This is a genomic window from Lactiplantibacillus sp. C232 (assembly GCF_023806725.1).
Classification (GTDB): domain Bacteria; phylum Bacillota; class Bacilli; order Lactobacillales; family Lactobacillaceae; genus Lactiplantibacillus; species Lactiplantibacillus plantarum.
Genome location: NZ_JAMSKZ010000003.1, coordinates 89,649 through 109,685, shown reverse-complemented (window position 1 = coordinate 109,685; position 20,037 = coordinate 89,649). Strand labels below are relative to the sequence as shown.

Sequence of the window (20,037 nt, the reverse complement as noted above, 5' to 3'; positions counted from 1 at the left end):
CTTTATGCATCGATCATCGAATTCGGTTAGGATCTACCGACTTGGAATCACTAGTTAGCGCCAGCCCAAAATAGTTAGGCAACATGTAACTAACGGTATATTCCAGCGTTTCTTCCCCTTGAAATACCCACCGTTCGATCTTAATCACCATCGTATCCAGACTCACGTGCAAATAATCCGCAATTCGTTGATTAGGAACGCAGGTCGCCGCATATTCTTGCTCAAAGGGCTGGCGTGATAAATCAAGCTGCGCATGTTTCCTAATTAGTGCATAAATCGAATGTACGGCCCGTAACTTCTTCATTGCTGTGGCAGGAATCAGCGTCGCCAAATACCACGACTGCGAAAATTCAAATGGTGCGTGTCTAATTTCGCGTAATCGCTCTAAATACCAGGTTGTCGATTCAGCCGTAAACTTAGCCCGTGTTGGTAGTGGCGTCGTCTGATTGGCCACTAAGATTGCAACCTGTTCCTCATCAACATCGTATGTATGGGTATCCGTAATTCGTACCGCAGTCCCCCGATTAAATTTGGAAACAAAGCTGCCCTTACCCTGAATACGATAGATATAACCCTGATCGGCTAACATATTCAGTACCCGCACGACTGTCGTGGAACTGACTTGATACTTCTTCCGTAGCTCACTCTCACTATAAAACGGATCATTCTTTCGAAAATGGTTCGTGTTCAATTCCAGAATCAAGGCGCTTAAAATGGTTTGATAAATTGGTTCTTTACGACTCATGGCTGCCCCCCTTATTATTAACTTAATACATTAAATGTCTATACTTAATCAAAATTTACCCATGTCAATTAACTAACAACAATGAAAGCGTTAACTATACTGTTATATTATGCTATACTCACTCATGAAATCAAGTTAATGTGTTAACTCAAATCAAAAAGGGAGGACTTAATTCAACACTAACTTGTCATTACTAATTTGTTAAGGAGATGAATGAATTATGGATAATTCACGTACGTGGAAAGATAAGACGATTGATGTCATGAGTAAGATCGCAGCCAACCGTTATTTACGTGCTATTCGAGACGGAATGGCCGTCATTATTCCAGTTACCATCGTTGGCTCATTCTTTACGATCGTCACGCAACTACCTATTACTGCTTGGACAAACTTTATTAAACCCTATGCCGCTGGTTTAGCAATTCCAATTAATTTTTCAATGGGGTTTATGGCTATTTACGCCGCGTTTGCCATTGCAGGTCGGTTAGCTGAAGATTATCACTTCGATCATATTTCAACCGGGGTCGTCTCAGTGATGGTCTTTCTATTGTTGGCAGTTAAACCAATTACGACCACCCCAGCAGCTTTCAAAGCGTTAGGACTAAAGGCCGCTGCCACCGTGGTGCCGCTAACACACTTCGGGGCTGCGGGGTTATTTACAGCAATGCTCGCTGGGATTCTAACGGCCGAAGTGACTCGGATCTGCCGCGATCATCACCTCGTCATCACATTACCAGATGGAGTCCCACCGGCTGTTGCAGCTTCATTCTCAGCTTTGATTCCCGCGACTTTTTTAATCGTTGGTGCTTGGGTCATTCACGTTGGTTTGAACTTTGACGTTAATGCTTTCCTACAATGGGTCTTCAGCCCATTAGCCTACTTTGGTCGTGACAATTTACTTTCAGTTATCGTACCAATCCTCTTAACTGATATTGTTTGGCTATTCGGGATTCACGGTGCTGCTTTAGCCACCCCAATCTTCTGGCCATTATGGTATCCAAACCTGAACGATAACTTAGCTGCCATTTCCAAAGGTGCAACTGCTGCAACGGTTCCTCACTTCATGACTGAACAATTTTTCCAATGGTTCGTCTACATTGGTGGTGCTGGGGCAACACTGTCTCTCTGTATCTTATTAGCATTTTTCTCTAAGTCCGCTTACGGTAAAACAATTGGACGGGTTACCATTATCCCAGGGATCTTCAACATCAACGAACCCGTTATCTTTGGTGTTCCAATTGTCATGAACCCATACTTTGCAATCCCATTTGTCCTCGCACCGTTAACCATGGGGATTATCACTTGGGCTGCAACTGTTCTACATCTCGTTAGTCGGACAGTAGCTTTAGTTCCATGGACATTACCAGGACCAATTGGGGCGTTGATGACCACTGCTTGGGACTGGCGAGCAGCCGTTCTATGTATTATTAATATTATTGTGGCCACCTTTATCTATTACCCATTCTTCAAGATCTGGGATCGTAACCAATTGAAGGCTGAACAAGACGCTGCTAAAGCCGATGCTGAAAAAGCAGCTCAAGCAGCCGTTGCCGAATAATAGCTTGCACAAAAATCACACGGATTTGTCATTACGGTATGCTTAAACTAACGACTACTTTCAATGAACATGATTGCTTATTTGCTGACAATCGGTCTGACTTTAGCGTCAACCGTAATTAGCCATTATGATCATGATTCTGGGAGGACTGCTGCATTGGCCGCAGTCCTCTTTGTACATATTCTAAGAAACGAGGGAAAACGATTGAAATCTGATATTAACCAACTTACTACTGAGGGTCGTAATCCTGCCAGTAACGACTTAGACGAAATGTCGATCCTGGCAATTGCCCAGTTAATGAATCAAGAAGACGCTAAAGTCAGTCAAAGCATCACACCCGAACTACCACAAATTGCCGCTGCTATTGCCCTTATCGTCACTGCCTTTAAAGCTAATGGCCGCTTAATTTACATGGGCGCTGGTACTAGCGGTCGCCTAGGCGTTTTAGACGCTGCTGAATGTGTCCCAACATTTGGTACTGAACCAGAGATGGTTCAAGGACTCATTGCTGGCGGGGCTCAAGCTATGACGGTCGCCGTTGAAGGTGCTGAGGATAATCCTAATTTAGGCGCACAAGACTTGAAAGATCTGGCCTTAACTGCTAATGATGCCGTGGTCGGCCTGGCAGCAAGTGGTCGCACACCTTACGTTATCGGTGCACTGGACTACGCACAAAAAATCGGTGCGGCAACGATCAGTCTAGCCTGCAATAATCAGGCACTAATCAGTCAACACGCTCGGGTTGCCATCGAAGTAACCCCCGGCCCTGAAGTTCTCGCTGGTTCAACCCGTTTGAAAGCCGGCACAGCAGAAAAGATGGTTCTTAACATGCTATCGACAATTTCGATGGTCAAGATCGGCAAAGTTTACCATAACTTGATGGTGGACGTTAAACCAACTAACGAAAAACTCGTGATTCGCGCGAAACACATGATCGAACTGGCCACCGGCGTTTCTGCCGATGAAGCCAGCGAACTATTCGCTGCAGCTCATCAAAACGTTAAGACAGCGATTGTCATGGACTTGGCTGGCGTCTCTGTCAGCGACGCCGAGCAGCGTTTACAGCGCGCACACGGTGTCGTTCGTGACGCACTCGCACTGCAATGAGGAGGTCTAAAATGACATATTTAATTGGCGTTGACTGTGGTGGCACGCACATCGTTGGTCAAACTTGGACGACAGCCCCCGAGCATCTAGTCCAAAGCGTTACGGGTGGCCCTGGTAACGTTGTCCTAGACTACTCTGCTGCCGTTACTAACTTAACCACTGTCTTAGACCAGCTCACTGCCGCAATTCCAGCTAGTCAGCTTGGGTTGATTTTAATCGGAATTGCTGGCATTGAAACTGCTGGCCGGGCTGATCAGGTCCAACAAACCATCACCCAACGTTACCACGCTAATACCCAGGTCATAAGCGATGCAAAACTGGCCCTACTGAACGGTCTTGCAGGAGCAGACGGCGCCTTAGTGATTGCCGGCACGGGCTCGGTCGTTTATGGCCGCCAAGCCGGAAAATTTCTGCGCGTTGGCGGCTGGGGTTACGTTTTAGGTGACGAAGGCAGTGCCTATGACATTAGCAAGCGGGCACTTAAACAGGTTCTGACCCAGACTGATAACGGTCAAACTAGTCAACTAACAGCTCCCCTATTGGCACAACTTAAAGTTACCGATATTGCTGCCGCCGTCCAGAAATTTTACGCTCAAGATCGACAAACTAACGCTCAATTAGCACAGTTAATCGCCAAACTGGCCGAGCAACAAAATTCTGAAGCCATCACGGTATTAGTCACGTCAGCCCAAGCACTGGCACAACAAGTCGTTACCTTATATCAGCGGTTTGCAGAGTCCTGGCCACAACGGGTCGCCCTCTCTGGTTCCGTTTTACAACACAATCGCCTGGTCCGCGACACGTTAACGACGACAGTGCACCAGTCAATACCAACAATTGCTTTTAACGATATTACAACTAACAACGCCCACGCCGTCATCTATTGGCACCGGTGGACTCAGGAGGAAATTAATTCATGACAATGCGTCAACTAGGTTTATCCATTTATCCCGATCATAGCGACTTTGAAGAAAACGCCGCTTATCTCAAATTAGGCCAACACTACGGCTTCACTCGAATTTTTATGAGCATGCTGGAAATATCTGGTACGGTCGCCGAAACCAAAGCTAAGTACCAGAAAATCATTGACGTTGGAAATCAGTTGGGTTACCAAACGATTTTGGACGTTTCACCACGGATTTTTAAACAACTAGGAATTTCCTATAAAGATCTAAAGTTTTTCGCTGATTTACACGTCACCGGTATTCGACTAGATGAGGGTTTCGATGGCGCGACCGAGGCGCTGCTCTCGTATAATCCGTACGGCTTGATCATCGAACTTAATATGAGTAATGACGTCGATTATCTGAATAATATTCTCAGCTACCAAGCAAACGTCCCATTTATTTATGGCTGCCATAATTTCTATCCCCAAGTTGGAACCGCACTACCTTACAACTTTTTCGTTAAGTGTAGCGAACGTTTTCGTAAGTTCGGCATTCACTCCGCCGCTTTCGTGGCAAGTCAGGTTGGTACGATGGGGCCATGGAACGTCAACGATGGTCTGCCAACATTAGAAGCTGATCGGCGCTTACCAATCGCCGTCCAGGCCAAGCATCTCTTCGCTTCCGGACTAATCGACGATGTAATTATCGGTAACGCTTATGCGAGTGAAGCCGAACTGGCCGCATTATCAGCAATCAATCGGTACCAAGTACAATTTCACATTGAATTTGAAGCTCAGACGAATGCGATCGAAAGAACCATTGCCTTGACCCCACAACATTTTCGCCGTGGCGATATTAACCCAAATGTCATCCGTTCAACCATGCCCCGTGTGACCTACAAGGAAACGCCCAACAGTCCACACGATAATGATGTGGAATTTCAGCGTGGCGACGTATTAGTAGGCAACGACAACTTCGGCATTTATAAAAATGAATTGCAAGTCGTCTTGCAACCCCACTGTGAACCCCGAAAGAATCGGATTGGTCGGATTGCACCTGAGGAACTGTTACTGCTTGACTTTATTAAACCTTGGAGTAAATTCCGGTTTGTGGATTGAATATAGTAAAAAATATGTTACTGATTATAAAAAAGTCTATCTCGAAATTTTAATAATTTCGAGATAGACTTTTTTAGTTTAATCCAACTTATCAAAGCAAATTTCTGAAATTCACATGCTATTTTAAACTGGGTGGATGCTAACAGTATCATTTCCCATCAGTTGATCACACCAGCGGCAAGTCAGTTCTTATATCACGTAAATTCACCATCATTAACTAATTAAGCTAGATCTTCACCATTAGATTTAATGACCTTCTGGTACCAGTAAAATGAATCTTTCTTATAACGTTTCAGACTTCCCTTACCAGCATCATCCTGGTCAACATAAATAAAACCATATCGCTTGGACATCTCTGAGGTAGAAAAACTAATCAAATCGATTGGCCCCCACATCGTATAGCCCATTAGTTGTACGCCATCCTGAACTGCAGCTTTCATTTGCGCAATATGTTTACGTAAATAGTCAATCCGATACGTATCATGTACTTGTTGATCAGTTGTTAATTGATCTAGAGCGCCTAGCCCATTTTCAACAACAAACAATGGCTTACGATAACGATCCCACATCTCATTCAGTGTCACTCGCAACCCCACCGGATCAATTTGCCAACCCCAATCGGATTCCTCAAGGTAAGGATTACGACCACCAGTAGCCATATTACCGTTCACTTGTTCAGGCGCATCAGCTTGAGTTACTGTTGTCATATAGTAACTAAAACTAATAAAGTCAACCGGATACTTCGCTAAAATCGTCTGATCATCTGGTGCCATTTGCAGTTGAATATCATTCTCTGCAAAAAAACGGTTCATGAATTCTGGATATTCTCCCCGAGCTTGAACATCCGTGAAGAATAAATTCTTATCGTCTTCCACTTGAGCAGCCTGAACATCTGCAGGATTAGGTGTCGCTGGGTAAGTTTGCATTCTTGCCAGCATTGACCCAATCTTAGCATCTGGGTCAATAGCATGTAATTGTTTGGTAGCCAGTGCACTAGCGATAAATTGATGGTGCAGCGCTTGGTAACGTAACTGCATCTGATCATGCGCCGAATTCTCAGTATCAACAGCTCCAGTGGCATGAAACCCCCAAGTTCCGGTATTAATTTCATTAAAAGTTAAATAGTACGGAACGCGACCTTTAAAATGTTTAAAAACAACTTCAGTAAACCGATTAAAATCGGCAATGGTTGCCCGGCTGGCCCACCCATTTTGCTTAAGCGTTAATCCAATGGGCATTTCATAATGTGACAGTGTAACTAATGGTTGAATGTGATAGCGTCGTAATTCATCAATGACTCGATCATAGAAAGCAAGTCCGTCTGAATTTGGCTTGAGTTCATCACCTTTTGGAAATAATCGCGACCAAGCAATAGAGAAACGATAAACTTTAAATCCCATCTCAGCAAATAGTTTGATATCTTCTTTGTAATGATGATAAAAATCAACACCTCGACGCTTAGGATACATTGTATCAGTTTGATCATCTAGCGCCGTTTGAATTGAAAATATCGTTACATCATCCATTGACATATGCTTGCGATCCGTCGTTTTTTTCACTACTTCTGCCGTTGTCAGGCCTTTACCTGCTTCATTCCAGGCACCTTCAACTTGATTAGCTGCTGTCGCTCCGCCCCACAAAAAGTCTTTAGGGAACGTTTTAGGATAAGTTGGTTTATACATTAGCTGGTGCTCCTTCCATGATCTCCTTAGGTTGTAATTCTAAAATCCAATTATCACTAGTCTCCGTCGCATCAGTTGGCTTGACCATTTGATAGTCAGCCGTATTCGTAATAATGACCATGACAGTTGTATCGTAACCAGCCGTTTTGATCTTATCCACATCAAATTTAGTTAATAAATCACCACGTTTGACTACTTGGTTTTGCTTAACCATTGTTTCGAAGTATTGACCATTTAATTGAACCGTATTAATACCAATGTGAATCAGAATTTCAGCACCACTATTGGCCGTAATTCCAATCGCATGACCAGTGGGATATACTGCCGTAATTGTCCCATCAACGGGCGCTGTGACCGTCCCTTTATTTGGAACAATGGCTAATCCTTTGCCCATTGCTTCAGACGCAAATACTTCGTCATGAACGCTAGTCAATGGAATAATTGTCCCTTCAACCGGAGCCATTACTGTGTTATCACTTTGATCACTTACTACTGAGTAATCAGCCTGCTGTTGACGAGCGAATCCAAAGAAGTACGTTAAGATCGCACCACCTAAGAATGCTACAATCAATCCAATGACTTCACCCATAAACCCATGCCCTAGAAAAGTTGGTACCGCTAATAAGCTAGGGAGTGTAAATGAGCTAGCGTGCGTACCAGCGGCGCCAATAATTGCACCACCAAGGGCACCACCCACAACGGCACAATAGAATGGTCGTTTTAACTTAAGCGTTACCCCGTAAATCGTCGGTTCGGTAATTCCAAACAATGCCGTGACAAAAGAAGACCCTGCTAATGCTTTCATTTTTTGATCTCGTGACTTCAAAAAAACAGCTAACGCAGCACCAGCCTGTGATAATACGGCCGCACTAAGAATTGGTAACAACGGGTCATAACCCATCTTAGCAATATTATTCATCATCAATGGTACGAACGTCCAATGTACACCAAAGATAACAAAGACTTGCCAGAAGGCACCCATGATAACACCAGCACCAATTGGCATGAAGTTATAAATTGCCATAACACCACTTGCTAATCCATTACCAATGAGTCCCCCAATTGGGCCGACAACTAACAGCGTCAATGGCACCATGATAATTAATGAAAAGAGGGGCGTGAAAATATTCCGAATTGCCGCTGGAAATAGCTTGTCCAGTACTGGCTCTAAATACGACAATACCCAAACTGCCAGCAGAATTGGGATAACCGTTGACGTGTATGTTGTTGGAACCACCGGAATACCAAAGAAATGTAGTGTTGTTGAATTCGCCATAACAGTTACTAAAGTTGGGTATAGCAGAGCTGCACCAAGTGACACCGCTACAAATTGGTTAACCTTCAACTGCTTAGCAGCAGTAAATGCTAGAAAAACAGGTAAAAAGTAAAAAATAGCATCACCAGCAGAATACCAAATCTTATAAGCCCCACTAGTCGTTGACATCAAATTAAAAGCAACCGCTAAAGCTAGCAACCCTTTCAAAATACCAGCACCAGCCAAAGCACCTAAAAACGGCGTAAAGATTCCGGAGATAAAAGCAATAAACCGATTAATGATGTTTTGCTTTTCACCCGTATCTTCCGTTGTAGTAGCTGCATCAGCCGCCGTATCAGGATTTGCTAATCCTGCTAAATCTGCTAAAACGGCAAAGACCTGCGCCACAGCATTACCAATAACAACTTGATACTGGCCCGCGCTTTGAACAACCGTAATGACACCATCTAAGTTTTCAATCGCCTCAGTATTCGCTTTGTCCGTTGACTTTAAGTTGAAACGTAGTCTGGTCGCACAGTGCCATGCTTTGCTAATATTATCTTTTCCACCAATATTGGTAAGAATTGATTGTGCTAATTCTGAATAATCCATACACTTTTTCCTCCCTTTATAAAACGACAAAAACCCAAGTAGGCCCGTTATCAACACTAAAAATACAGGTTGACTGGTTGCTACTTGGGTTTTGCCTAATCGAATAGTTACAATCCCAAAAATATTATTGATTCTCGTTCAACATCCGCTGAATGTGCATGATTAAGTAAATACGCTCATTCACCGAAACAGTCTGTTCCGTCGACTTCTTCACAAAAACAGCGATTTTTTGGACACAGGCAAAGGCTCGGGGGTATTGCTTAGATAAATGTTCAAATAAGAAATCATCATCTGCCCCTTGGGATTGATCAGGTCGTTTCAGCGTTAAACGCTCCGCAAAAAAGCGTAGATGAACTAAAAATCGTTGCAAACTAACACTCTCATCTGGCATCGTTAATGACAGCTGATACTTAACAATATTCAAAATATCATTAATCAACTTAGTCATTGCAAGTGTTTGATCAGTGTTAGAGTCAGCCATACTATTCTCAACAAACTTCATTGCAATAAATCCAGCTTCATCTTCCAACAACGTCACATCAAAATGCTTTTTAATCAGTGCCAATGCTTGCATACCGACTTGAAACTCACGGTGATAAATTCGCTTAGTTTCCCACAAGATTTCATTATGAATATCCATCTGATGGTGGTGCCGATAGACAGCAAAGTGAATATGGTCAGTCAATGAAATCAACAAATAAACATTAAAAGTCGTTTGCAATTGTTGTTCTGCCAACTCAATAATTTGCGAAGCAACTTCAAAATATTCCGGTTCAATATCTGCCATCAAGCTTTGGAAATTACTAATCCAATTATCTCCTTCTGGCGTATAAATCTTAGTAATCTGTTGTTGCTCAACATCGTCACCAGTATGCTTTTTGAACCCGATTCCTTTACCAATTAAGACAACTTCCCGTCCATTTTTTTCAGCCAATAGGACGTTATTATTAAAAACCTTTTTGATTCGCATGCGCACGCTCCTCGACTCTCATACCTAAATAAAGAAAAAAACCTAATAACCCACTGCATCCGTGCTATCAATCACGAATACAATCGATTAATTAGGTTTTGCCCACTAGCTAATGTTAGCGGTAACAATCCTTATTTACAATTAGCTAGTATAGCGGTTTCGGAAAACGATTGCAAGCGTTAAATGCCAATTTATATCATCTCAGCAATGATATATCGCTGTTAGATATCACTAATTGCATTTCAACTATTCAGATTTCTCCGCTAACCCATTATGCTTAATCACATCTTGATACCAGTAGAACGACTTCTTGGGATAGCGAGCTAACGTCCCGTGGCCCTGATCATCTAGGTCCACGTAAATAAAGCCATACCGCTTACTCATCTCGCCAGTTGATGCACTAACAAGGTCGATGCACCCCCATGGTGTGTAGCCCATCAAATCGACGCCATCATCAATGGCACCAGCCATCGCTTCAATATGTTGCTTCAAATAATCAATGCGATAATCATCTTCAACATAGAAATTCTTATCAGGTTTATCAATCGCACCTAGGCCATTTTCAACCACAAACAACGGTTTCTGATAGCGATCATATAGCTCATTTAACGCAATCCGTAACCCGGTTGGGTCAATCTGCCAACCCCAGTCACTCGCCTTCAAAAATGGATTCTTGACGCCGCCCATCAGGTTACCAGCAACAGTATCGGTTACACTACCCGTGGTTTCCACCGCGCTCGACATATAATAACTAAACCCAATATAATCAACTGGATATTGTTGTAGTAATGCCAAGTCGCCATCCGTGGTCTCCAGATCATCAAAGGTCAGATTATATTCAGCCAGCAGTCGCTTGGTATAGGTCGGATAAGCTCCACGTACTTGAACATCCGCACAGAAGAAGTTGAAATCTTGATTATGCTGCAAATTAGCCAGCTGGTTAACTGGGTTCGAATCATAAGCATAACTAGTGGCATAGAGAATCATACAGCCAACCTGAATATCGTCTCGCAATTCGTGGGCGATTTTGACTGCCTTAGCACTGGCCACAAACTGATTGTGCCATGCCTGAAAAACGTTCTTTTTGTCATTAGCACCCGTCGATGGCACTAATCCTTGGCCCATCACCGGAAAATGTGCCGCACTATTGATTTCGTTGAAGGTCATCCAGTACTTAACCTTTGAAGCATAACGCGTTAAGATGGTCCGCGCGAAAGTTTCGTAGAATTCAATCAAATACCGGTTCTTCCAGCCACCATACCGTTTGGCCAAGTTCAATGGCAATTCATAATGTGAGATTGTAATCACTGGTTCAATATTATTAGCCAAGCATTCGTCAATCACATCATCATAAAACTTTAATCCGGCTTCGTTAGGTTGCGTTTCATCACCGTTTGGAAAAATTCGTGACCATGCAATTGAGAAACGGTAACACTTGAAACCCATTTCGGCAAACAGTGCAATATCTTCTTTGTAATGATGATAGAAATCAATACCTTCATGGTTTGGATAGGTGTACTTATCTGTATCGATCGTCCAGTCAAAATCTGGTTGACTAACGATTTTAAATCGGTCTTTGCCACCTGGTAACGCATCCGCAATCGATAAGCCACGACCACCTTCTTGGTAGCCACCCTCTAACTGATTGGCAGCAGTCGCGCCGCCCCATAGAAATCCTTCTGGGAACTCTGACATTTAATCAACACCCTTTCTAGTTAGCTAATAATGATAGCCCTTACAACAAGTATAATCAATCATTGGTCTGAATATCAATTATTAATAACTATCCCAAATCTTCCCCATTCGAAGCAATTACTTTCTTATACCAGTCAAATGAGTCTTTCTTCATCCGCTTCAGACTACCATTACCTTCATCATCTTGATCGACATAGATGAAGCCATACCGCTTAGACATTTCGGAGGTACCGGCACTAATGACATCAATGCAACCCCAGGTCGTGTAGCCCATCAAATCAACACCATCCTTGACTGCTTCTTTCATCTGTTCAATATGTTGACGTAAGTAGTCAATCCGATAATCATCCTGAATCTTACCATCGGCGCTGATTTCATCTTCGGCACCCAAGCCGTTCTCAACAACGAATAATGGTACTCGATAACGATCCCAGAACTCGTTCAAGGTAATCCGTAAACCAACTGGGTCAATCTGCCAGCCCCAGGCACTGGATTTCAAGTATGGATTTTTACCACCCATTGATAAGTTACCACTGGCTTGTTCAACATCATCAGTCGCCGAAGTAATCGTCGTCATATAGTAACTAAAACTTAAGTAATCGACCTTGCCTTCAGCTAACAATTGTTCATCGCCAGCTTCCATCGTTAATTCAATCCCGTTTTCTGCAAAGTACCGGTTCATATATTCTGGATATTCACCACGTACCTGTACGTCAGTAAAGAACAAATTCAATTGATCTTGCAATTGGGCCGCCCGAACATCAGCTGGATTAGGCGTATTGGCATAAGTTTGCATCCGCGCAAGCATTGAGCCAATTTGTGCCTCAGGATCAATCTCGTGACACTGCTTAACTGCAATTGCACTTGCAACAAACTCATGATGTAGCGCTTGGTAGCGTAATTGCATTTGATCATGTAAGCTTAGATCACTATCAATTGCACCAGTACCAGTAAATCCCCAAGTTGAAGCGTTAATTTCATTGAACGTTAGCCAGTACTTCACAACACCCTTATAGCGTTTAAATAGCACTTCAGTATAGCGAGTGAAATCTGCAATTGTCTTGCGACTTGCCCAGCCATTATTCGTTAATGTTAGGTTTAATGGCATTTCATAGTGGGAAATGGTCACTAGGGGCTCAATACCATACTTGTGACATTCAGCAAAAACATTGTCATAAAACTTCAAACCAGCTTCATTAGGTTCAGTTTCATCACCTTTAGGAAAGATCCGAGCCCATGCTAAGGATAGTCGGTATACCTTGAAGCCCATTTCCGCGAATAGCTTAATATCTTCCTTGTAGTAATGATAGAAGTCGACGCCACGGCGCTTAGGATAGAGCTTATCCGTTTGATCATCAATGGCAGCTTGGACACTCTCTTTAGTAACCTCGTTCATCGACATTACTTTGCGGTCAGTAGCCTTCTGAACAACTTCAGCAGTTGTTAGGCCCTTCCCATCAACGTTCCAACCCCCTTCAACTTGGTTGGCAGCAGTCGCGCCGCCCCACAAAAAGTTCTTTGGAAAGCCAATTGGCATTGTTTTTGAATACATAATTGAAAACTCCCTTTAATTAGTTTAATTGTAATAATGGTTCAGTTGCATTAACTTCCGTAGCAGCTGGAAAAGCCAGTTTAACGTCATGATAGTTCTTAGAATTAGTCACAACCATTGGCGTTGTAACGGGATACCCTGCCGCCTTAATCGCTTCAATATCAAACTTCACTAGCGGCTGACCAGCTTTGACCGTCTCGCCCTTTTGAACTAGCGTTTCAAAACCTTTGCCCTCTAATTCGACAGTATCCATTCCAATATGCATCAAGATTTCAGCACCATCTGTTGTGTTTAAACCAACGGCATGTCCAGTTGGGAACACGAGTGCTACTTCGCCGTCAGCTGGAGCGTATAAGACACCATCAGTTGGTTCGATTGCAACACCTTTGCCCATTGCACCTGATGAGAAGACCTCATCCTTAACTTCACTTAGTGGGATGATTTGGCCCGTTTCGGGGCTACTTAACTTAGTGGCCGCATTGTAAGTGACGTTTGGTTCTACTTTAGTTGCTGCACCAGTTGGTGTCGTTTCTACTGAAACACCACCGGCCATGACTGGATCAGCCGTTGCCGCAGTTTCTACGACCTTAGTTTGCTTATCATTACTATCAACACTCTTGTAACCAAATAACATTTGTAGGGCAAAGCCAAGGACTGCAGCAATGGCCATCGCAATAATTAAGCCATATACAGAGCCGTCTACCCCAGTTTTAGAATTAATCGCAGCTGGGATTGAGAATAATCCCATACCGCCCATCATATACATTTTTGTACCTGCAAAACCAATAATGCCGCCACCAATTGAAGCGGCCACACAACTCAGAATAAATGGGCGCTTACGTGGCAATGTTAACCCATAAATGGCAGGCTCCGTAACACCGAAAATACCGGAGATAAAGGCTGGTAAAGCAATACCGCGTGTCTTTTGATTTTTCGTTTGTAATAGAATACCTAATACAACTCCAGTTTGGGCAAACGAAGCGGCTAATGATAATCCTAAAATAGGGTCAAAGCCTTGTGAGGCTAGGTTGGCCATCATAACAGCTACGAACCCCCAGTGAACACCAAAGATAACGAAAACTTGCCAGAAAGCACCCATCACAAGCCCAGCAACGATCGGACTGAAGTTATAGATTGCAACACACACTGTTGAAATACCATCACTTAACCAACTTGCAACTGGTCCAATAATTAAAAAGGTAATCGGCACTGCAATTAATAACGTAATAAATGGGACTAAGAACGTCTTAACTACCGTTGGCACGATTCGTTTTGCAAATGCCTGAACTTTAGATGCAAACCAAACGGCCAAGATAATTGGAATTACTGAAGAAGTATAGCTCATCATCACAACCGGAATACCTAAGAAAGTCGCGTGAATCTGTGATTCAAAGATACTACCACTGAACAACGTGCTTAATACTGTCTTACTGCTGTTCAAAGCGACAATACTTGGATAACAAAGCGCCATCCCAATCGCCATTCCGACAAATTGATCAACATGAAACTTTTTGGCTGCTGTCAATCCCAAAACAATTGGTAGGAAATAGAAGAAACCATCACCGATCGAGTAGAGAATCTTGTATGTTCCTGAATTCTCTGACAACCAATTGAACGCGACAAACATCGCAACGAACCCTTTGATCATCCCAGCCGCACATAAAACACCTAACATCGGCGTAAAAATACCAGAAATCAAATCGATGAACCGGTCAAAGATACTCATCTTTTCCCCGTCTTCATAATCATCAGGTACACTACCACCATCGGCAAAACCACCGACGCGAATGAGCGTTTCATAAACGTCTGCAACTTCATTTCCAATGACTACTTGGTACTGACCACCGGACTGAACAACTGTAATAACACCATCTGTATCTTTTAATTCATCAGTATGGGTAGCGCTTTCATCTTTGAGCTTAAACCGCAACCGGGTTGTGCAGTGAACCACGCTCTTAACATTATCCTTACCGCCAACTCCGGCGATAATCTTTTTACTTAAATCTTCATAAGCCATCATTGTTCCTCCTCATTTATCTATAAATCAATAATTGCAATTTGAGTAAACAAAAACCCAAATGTCCTTTCTTCAAACCACGCCACTAGGGCCCTAGTGACTGCTGCTCTCAAGAAAAGATATTTGGGTTAATGCCTGCATAACCAGTAACACACCGTTAATAATCTTATTTATTCACTTTTTTGTCGGTGGGTGACGCGCCAGATGTGAAGGGTCAAATAGACTTTGTCATCCGGCTCTAGTCGCCAGCCAGCCTTACTTTGTAAAAATGTATCGATCCGTTCCACTGTTGCATAGGCATGCGCATATTTTACTTGCATCAACTGCAGTAATGACTGATCTAATTCACTGCCAGTTCCATTACTGCGGCTAACGCGTTGCACCATTAGCGCACGTAAATGCGCAATGAAACGATTGTAATTGAAGGACTCTGGGTCCAGATGCATCTGGTATTGATATTGCACGATATCAATGATGCCACTGATCAATTTCGTGATTTTAATCGTTTCCTGCAACTTGGAACCATCTGAACCAGCATTGATGAAATGATAAGTCATAAAAACCACTTCACTTTTAGGAAGGATCACGTCCGCCGTCACATTAATTAAATCGACCGCTTGACTGGCTGCGTGAAACTCCTTAGGAAACAATTTTTTAACTTCCCAACGGACTGTGCCGTTATCGACATCGATTCCATCATTGGCTCGCTTCAACGCAAAATCAATGTGGTCTGCAAGCACAAAGTACTGATAATCACTAAAACTGACCTTCAACAGCGGCTCCACTAGGTGAACCACCTTTGTTGTAATCACAAACGATTGGGGTTTTAAATCTTGAAAAGCGTCAATATCAACATTCTGTTTCAAAGTTGCCACAAAACGCCGCTGAATTTTCTGATCATCAATCTGATCACCCTGATGCTTACCAAAACCTACGCCATTACCAATTACAATCCATTCAACATCCTGATCGTCCACCACTAAAGCGGCATTATTATTGAAGTTCTTTAGAAATTTCACCACTCACGCCTCCTGGATTTTCAAACAAAAAACCTACTTAAAGAGTATCACATCTCACTGAAGAGACTGTGAATACAGATATGAGTAGGTTTATGCCTGATCGAATCAGTAACACGCTTTAATTTATGTTATTTATACTAGCAACAATTGTAAGCGGTGTCAACCGCATGTGAATATTTTTTTTTCATACTTCCATCTGGTCAATTCGCTATAATCCTTCATCATTCGCTACGGGCACCTTGCAATACATCATATTCTTTTCCAGCCACTACCACTACTAACGGTAAGCCAGTGACAAGCTTAACTTGCGTTTTATCTTGATATAGTTGAACTTCTAGCACTCGACCACGAAAACGCAACCGATAACTAAGATGCGTTATCTGAGTTGGTAAATGATTGGTAATGTGTAACTTACCGTCAGCGACATACATCCCAGCAAATCCATACGTTAATCCCAACCAACTGCCGCCCAGATTTGCTTCATGAAGCCCATCTTTGGCATTACCTTGTAGATCAACCAAATCCATTAACGATGTATCCATATAATAACTGAACGCCTTATCATGATCACCTAGTCGGCTCGCCAAAATACTGAAAATCGATCGTGATAAAGAGGAATCATGCGTCGTAATTGGTTCATAGTACTCGTAATCTCGCCGCAATTGTTCCAGTGATTGATCTTCTGGAAACAACATTTCCGCTAATAACGTATCTGCCTGCTTGTTGACCCGGTGACGATAGATCATGAGCGGGTGATAATGTAACAACAATGGATATTGTGTTGCTGCCGTCGTCGCAAAAGGCCATACCGGCATCTTTGGTGAATTATCATCTTGTGCAGTGACTTGTTGTTCTTGATCATACGGTAGGTACATGTTCGTACTTGCCTTTGTGAACTGTGCTTGCTCATCAGCATCGCCGTCAATATAATGATTTTCAAGTAACCAAGCTGCAAAAGCCATATTTTCCTTAGCCATCCGATTCGTGTAGTAATTATTATCTACCAAGGCGGTATATTCATCCGGCCCCGTCACCTTGTATAAGCAGAATTGCGACCGGCCATCACGCTGTTGCCAGCTACCAAACTGCAACCAGAAACGTGCGGTTTCCAGGACAACTGCTGCACCTTGTTCCCGCAAGAAGTTCTGATCATTAGTGACATCAAAATATAACTTAACCGTATGCGCAATGTCCGCATTGATGTGATATTGCGCAGTGCCAGCAGGAAAATAGGCACTTGCTTCTTCACCATTAATCGTTCGCCATGCGTACAATGCGCCCCATGTCACACCCAAGCTCCGCGCCCGCTCTTGAGCTTGCGGCAAGATACTAAACCGATAATGCAACAGTTGCTTGGCAATTTGTGGCTGCGTATAAATGAAGAACGGTAACATATACATCTCGGTATCCCAGAAATAATGGCCCTCATAGCCCGGTCCAGTAATCCCTTTAGCTGCAATGTTCGTTAACCCGTTACGACCAGCTGATTGAAATAACTGGAACAAGTTATATTGAATCCCAGTTTGTAACTTTTTATCACTAATTTGCACTTGCGACTGTTGCCAAAAGTTCGTTAAAATCTGCCGATTACGATCCACAATATCGTTGGTCCAACTCGTTATCGTATCCGGCAGCGCTTGATTAATTTCACTGATTTGACGCGTAAACGACCAGCTCAGCGTTGTCTGTACTTCGATGGTACCACTGCCATGAAAACCGGCATGATCGCCATATACTTCAAAGCCTGTCGGAAAGCTGGTCAACCAATCCCGTTGCGTTATTTGTTGGTGTGTTGAAGCTACCAACGTCTGCCACTTTATTTGCTGCTGACGATCAGCTGGTATAAATTGGTTGGTTAACCCAGATTGTCGTTGCGCTACTCGCGGATCGTCCGCGTCCGCCGTCGTCGCAGTCACATCATGAATAATTGGCCGCGTGAACCGCAACGTCCCCGTATAATCAAGCGAAGTCAGTTCGTAGTTCAAGAATAGTTGATGCGAATTATCCAACGCAATCATTGATTTAACGACCAGTTCAAAATGATGGTCGTCGGAGGTAACAATCTGAAACTTTTCCGTTAATACGCCCGTATCAAAATCAAGCACGGCATCGTCGACCATCATATCCCAATCACCAGGAATCTCAGAACTTGTCTTCTCAGTTGCAAAGTCTAAGTACCGCGGACTTGTTAATGAAATAATCGTTTGATGATTTTTCGCATATCCATAGGCACTTTCTCCATATGTGATTGGATTCGTCGCATAATAGCCATTGATGAGCATCACTGGTAGTGTTGCTTGTTGATTACCTGTAAACGGTACTGAGTCTCGAACACCCATGTGACCATCACCCAAGGCAAAAATCGTCTCCAGATACTGCCGATTCGTCGTTGCCACATCTTTTAATGTTAACTTATCAATTTGCATAGTCTCCCCCACTTTCGACTTCATTTGCTGTAGTATAACATCCGAAATAAAGCGGTTTCATCGATTTGAGAATCACTTTGCTGCTTTTCGCATAAAACAATCGCTTAGTACCGACAATATACTAACGTTAATGAGAACGTATTTAAAGTGACGGAATAATCTCGTTGTAACCAAAAAGCTTCGCTGACCTGACAATCAAGTTCTCGATTATCAGGTCAGTGAAGCTAAAATTATTTCTCAGTACGCTTTATATAGTTGCAACACTCTCACGTTCAACCAATGTGACTGGGACTAACCGCGTGGCAGATTTGCCAACCAAACAATTAACACTTTCAATACCAATCTGGACAAAATTCTGGGTAACACTTGTCAACGCAGGAGTCGCAATATCGCAGATGAGCGTTCCATCAATGCTGACAACAGAAAGCGCCCCAGGTAGCTTCACATTACTCTCCTGAGCAGCCTTTTGTAGTCCGGCCGCCGTCATATCACTAGCTGCAACAACCCCAGTAATGCCCAACTCTTGATAAGCATTAAAAACATTATAACCAGCCTGATAACTATAATCTCCGGGTTGCACCCATTCAGCTTGCCCATGAATCGAATAATCTTTTAACGCCGCTTGATACCCAGCAAGCCGTTGACTACCTGTATGATAATGGTCGATTCCGGCTAGGCCAATTGTCCGATGACCATGCGAAATTAAATACTTTGTCGCCAAATAGGCCGCCTGATAATTGTCAGAGCTAACAGACTTGACGCGTTCATCTGCTAGATTGATCGAAACAAAACAAAACGGTGTCTTTGATTCTGTTAATAATTGTAAGTCTGCTTTATCTGGTTCAATCGCCATTAACAAAATACCTGAAACAGTACGTTCCAAGGCAGTCACAATTGCTTGATGTTGTAACTCGGTATTCCGATTACCAGCATATAGAATAATAACCTGTAACCCGATCTCAGTCGCGCGCTGTTGAATACCATCAATAATTCCACTTGAAAAATTCGTCGGCGTGACGTTGACAATAACGGCAATCACGTCCGTCTTCTTTTTAACCAATTCCATGGCTAGTGTATTCTTCCGATAGCCGAGATCCTTAGCAACTTTTAAAATACGCTCCTGAGTCTTGTCGCTATATGTACCCTGTTTTTTCGCCAACACTCGTGACACTGTAGCAATTGAAAAGCCAGTTTTAGCGGCAATATCTTTGATTGTTGGCTTCATTTTTCCAGCTCCCCTCCGATTTAAATTAATTATAGCGCTAAAAGCAGGTAAAATCATCGTCAAAAGTGTAAACGTTTACTTTATTATTGAAACAGTATTGTAAACGTTTACGTTAAGTGCTAGTATTGCCCTGTTGAAAAGTGATTACCTTTTAAGGAGATGGATTCTC

The 20,037-nt window shown here is 43.0% G+C and carries 14 protein-coding genes; 4 read left to right on the top strand and 10 right to left on the bottom strand.

Translation table 11 applies throughout. From position 1 onward, the window contains the following. Positions 1–13: 13 nt before the first annotated feature. Positions 14–745 carry a GntR family transcriptional regulator gene (locus MZO41_RS04560; protein WP_003643084.1) on the bottom strand — a complete coding sequence of 244 codons (732 nt, stop codon included), beginning with the start codon at positions 743–745 and terminating at the stop codon, positions 14–16. A 220-nt stretch (positions 746–965) separates the two neighbouring features. Between MZO41_RS04560 and MZO41_RS04555 the strand changes: the two genes are divergently transcribed. The 4 genes from MZO41_RS04555 (at position 966) to MZO41_RS04540 (ending at position 5,415) form a co-directional block, all read left to right on the top strand. Then, entirely contained in the window at positions 966–2,303 is a 1,338-nt protein-coding gene (locus tag MZO41_RS04555) for a PTS sugar transporter subunit IIC (protein ID WP_003643568.1), read from the top strand. A 204-nt stretch (positions 2,304–2,507) separates the two neighbouring features. Beyond that, positions 2,508–3,410, top strand: coding sequence for an N-acetylmuramic acid 6-phosphate etherase (gene murQ, locus MZO41_RS04550; RefSeq protein ID WP_033098929.1), 903 nt, complete (start codon positions 2,508–2,510; stop codon positions 3,408–3,410). A gap of 11 nt (positions 3,411–3,421) precedes the next feature. After that, positions 3,422–4,330, top strand: coding sequence for an N-acetylglucosamine kinase (locus tag MZO41_RS04545; RefSeq protein WP_011102194.1), 909 nt, complete (start codon positions 3,422–3,424; stop codon positions 4,328–4,330). Beyond that, a complete protein-coding gene (locus MZO41_RS04540) occupies positions 4,327–5,415 on the top strand; it encodes a DUF871 domain-containing protein (protein ID WP_011102195.1) in 1,089 nt (362 codons plus the stop codon). Before MZO41_RS04545 ends, MZO41_RS04540 begins: the two co-directional genes overlap by 4 nt. A 221-nt stretch (positions 5,416–5,636) precedes the next feature. Here MZO41_RS04540 and MZO41_RS04535 read toward each other — a convergent pair whose 3' ends face one another. The 9 genes from MZO41_RS04535 to MZO41_RS04495 all read right to left on the bottom strand — a co-directional run bounded on the left by MZO41_RS04535 (position 5,637) and on the right by MZO41_RS04495 (position 19,868). After that, positions 5,637–7,097 carry a glycoside hydrolase family 1 protein gene (locus MZO41_RS04535; protein ID WP_011102196.1) on the bottom strand — a complete coding sequence of 487 codons (1,461 nt, stop codon included), beginning with the start codon at positions 7,095–7,097 and terminating at the stop codon, positions 5,637–5,639. Then, complete coding sequence (locus MZO41_RS04530; RefSeq protein ID WP_252129647.1) at positions 7,090–8,964, bottom strand: beta-glucoside-specific PTS transporter subunit IIABC; 1,875 nt, start codon at positions 8,962–8,964, stop codon at positions 7,090–7,092. The genes MZO41_RS04535 and MZO41_RS04530 overlap by 8 nt, the downstream gene beginning before the upstream one ends. Before the next feature lie 124 nt (positions 8,965–9,088). Next, positions 9,089–9,934: a BglG family transcription antiterminator LicT gene (gene licT, locus MZO41_RS04525; RefSeq protein WP_003643570.1), complete on the bottom strand. Its 846-nt coding sequence runs from the start codon at positions 9,932–9,934 to the stop codon at positions 9,089–9,091. Between the two features lie 246 nt (positions 9,935–10,180). Then, positions 10,181–11,629: a glycoside hydrolase family 1 protein gene (locus MZO41_RS04520; protein WP_013356042.1), complete on the bottom strand. Its 1,449-nt coding sequence runs from the start codon at positions 11,627–11,629 to the stop codon at positions 10,181–10,183. A gap of 88 nt (positions 11,630–11,717) precedes the next feature. Next, a complete protein-coding gene (locus MZO41_RS04515; RefSeq protein ID WP_058906944.1) occupies positions 11,718–13,181 on the bottom strand; it encodes a glycoside hydrolase family 1 protein in 1,464 nt (487 codons plus the stop codon). Positions 13,182–13,200: 19 nt separating this feature from the next. Next, positions 13,201–15,198, bottom strand: coding sequence for a beta-glucoside-specific PTS transporter subunit IIABC (locus MZO41_RS04510; protein ID WP_003645674.1), 1,998 nt, complete (start codon positions 15,196–15,198; stop codon positions 13,201–13,203). Between the two features lie 170 nt (positions 15,199–15,368). Continuing rightward, entirely contained in the window at positions 15,369–16,217 is an 849-nt protein-coding gene (locus MZO41_RS04505; protein ID WP_003645673.1) for a PRD domain-containing protein, read from the bottom strand. Between the two features lie 221 nt (positions 16,218–16,438). Then, positions 16,439–18,643 (bottom strand): glycoside hydrolase family 65 protein, encoded by a 2,205-nt coding sequence (locus MZO41_RS04500; protein WP_022638146.1) that lies wholly within the window; start codon positions 18,641–18,643, stop codon positions 16,439–16,441. Between the two features lie 247 nt (positions 18,644–18,890). Beyond that, positions 18,891–19,868, bottom strand: a complete 978-nt coding sequence (locus MZO41_RS04495; RefSeq protein ID WP_011102207.1) for a LacI family DNA-binding transcriptional regulator — start codon at positions 19,866–19,868, stop codon at positions 18,891–18,893. Positions 19,869–20,037 lie beyond the last annotated feature (169 nt).

Bases quoted from the DNA above. Each gene is read 5' to 3' on its own strand.
- MZO41_RS04555 (WP_003643568.1), top strand. From the start codon at position 966: ATGGATAATTCACGTACGTGGAAAGATAAGACGATTGATGTCATGAGT.
- MZO41_RS04500 (WP_022638146.1), bottom strand. From the start codon at position 18,643: ATGCAAATTGATAAGTTAACATTAAAAGATGTGGCAACGACGAATCGG.
- MZO41_RS04510 (WP_003645674.1), bottom strand. From the start codon at position 15,198: ATGGCTTATGAAGATTTAAGTAAAAAGATTATCGCCGGAGTTGGCGGT.
- MZO41_RS04520 (WP_013356042.1), bottom strand. From the start codon at position 11,629: ATGTCAGAGTTCCCAGAAGGATTTCTATGGGGCGGCGCGACTGCTGCC.
- MZO41_RS04560 (WP_003643084.1), bottom strand. From the start codon at position 745: ATGAGTCGTAAAGAACCAATTTATCAAACCATTTTAAGCGCCTTGATT.
- MZO41_RS04545 (WP_011102194.1), top strand. From the start codon at position 3,422: ATGACATATTTAATTGGCGTTGACTGTGGTGGCACGCACATCGTTGGT.
- MZO41_RS04515 (WP_058906944.1), bottom strand. From the start codon at position 13,181: ATGTATTCAAAAACAATGCCAATTGGCTTTCCAAAGAACTTTTTGTGG.
- MZO41_RS04540 (WP_011102195.1), top strand. From the start codon at position 4,327: ATGACAATGCGTCAACTAGGTTTATCCATTTATCCCGATCATAGCGAC.
- MZO41_RS04495 (WP_011102207.1), bottom strand. From the start codon at position 19,868: ATGAAGCCAACAATCAAAGATATTGCCGCTAAAACTGGCTTTTCAATT.
- licT (WP_003643570.1), bottom strand. From the start codon at position 9,934: ATGCGAATCAAAAAGGTTTTTAATAATAACGTCCTATTGGCTGAAAAA.
- MZO41_RS04535 (WP_011102196.1), bottom strand. From the start codon at position 7,097: ATGTATAAACCAACTTATCCTAAAACGTTCCCTAAAGACTTTTTGTGG.
- MZO41_RS04530 (WP_252129647.1), bottom strand. From the start codon at position 8,964: ATGGATTATTCAGAATTAGCACAATCAATTCTTACCAATATTGGTGGA.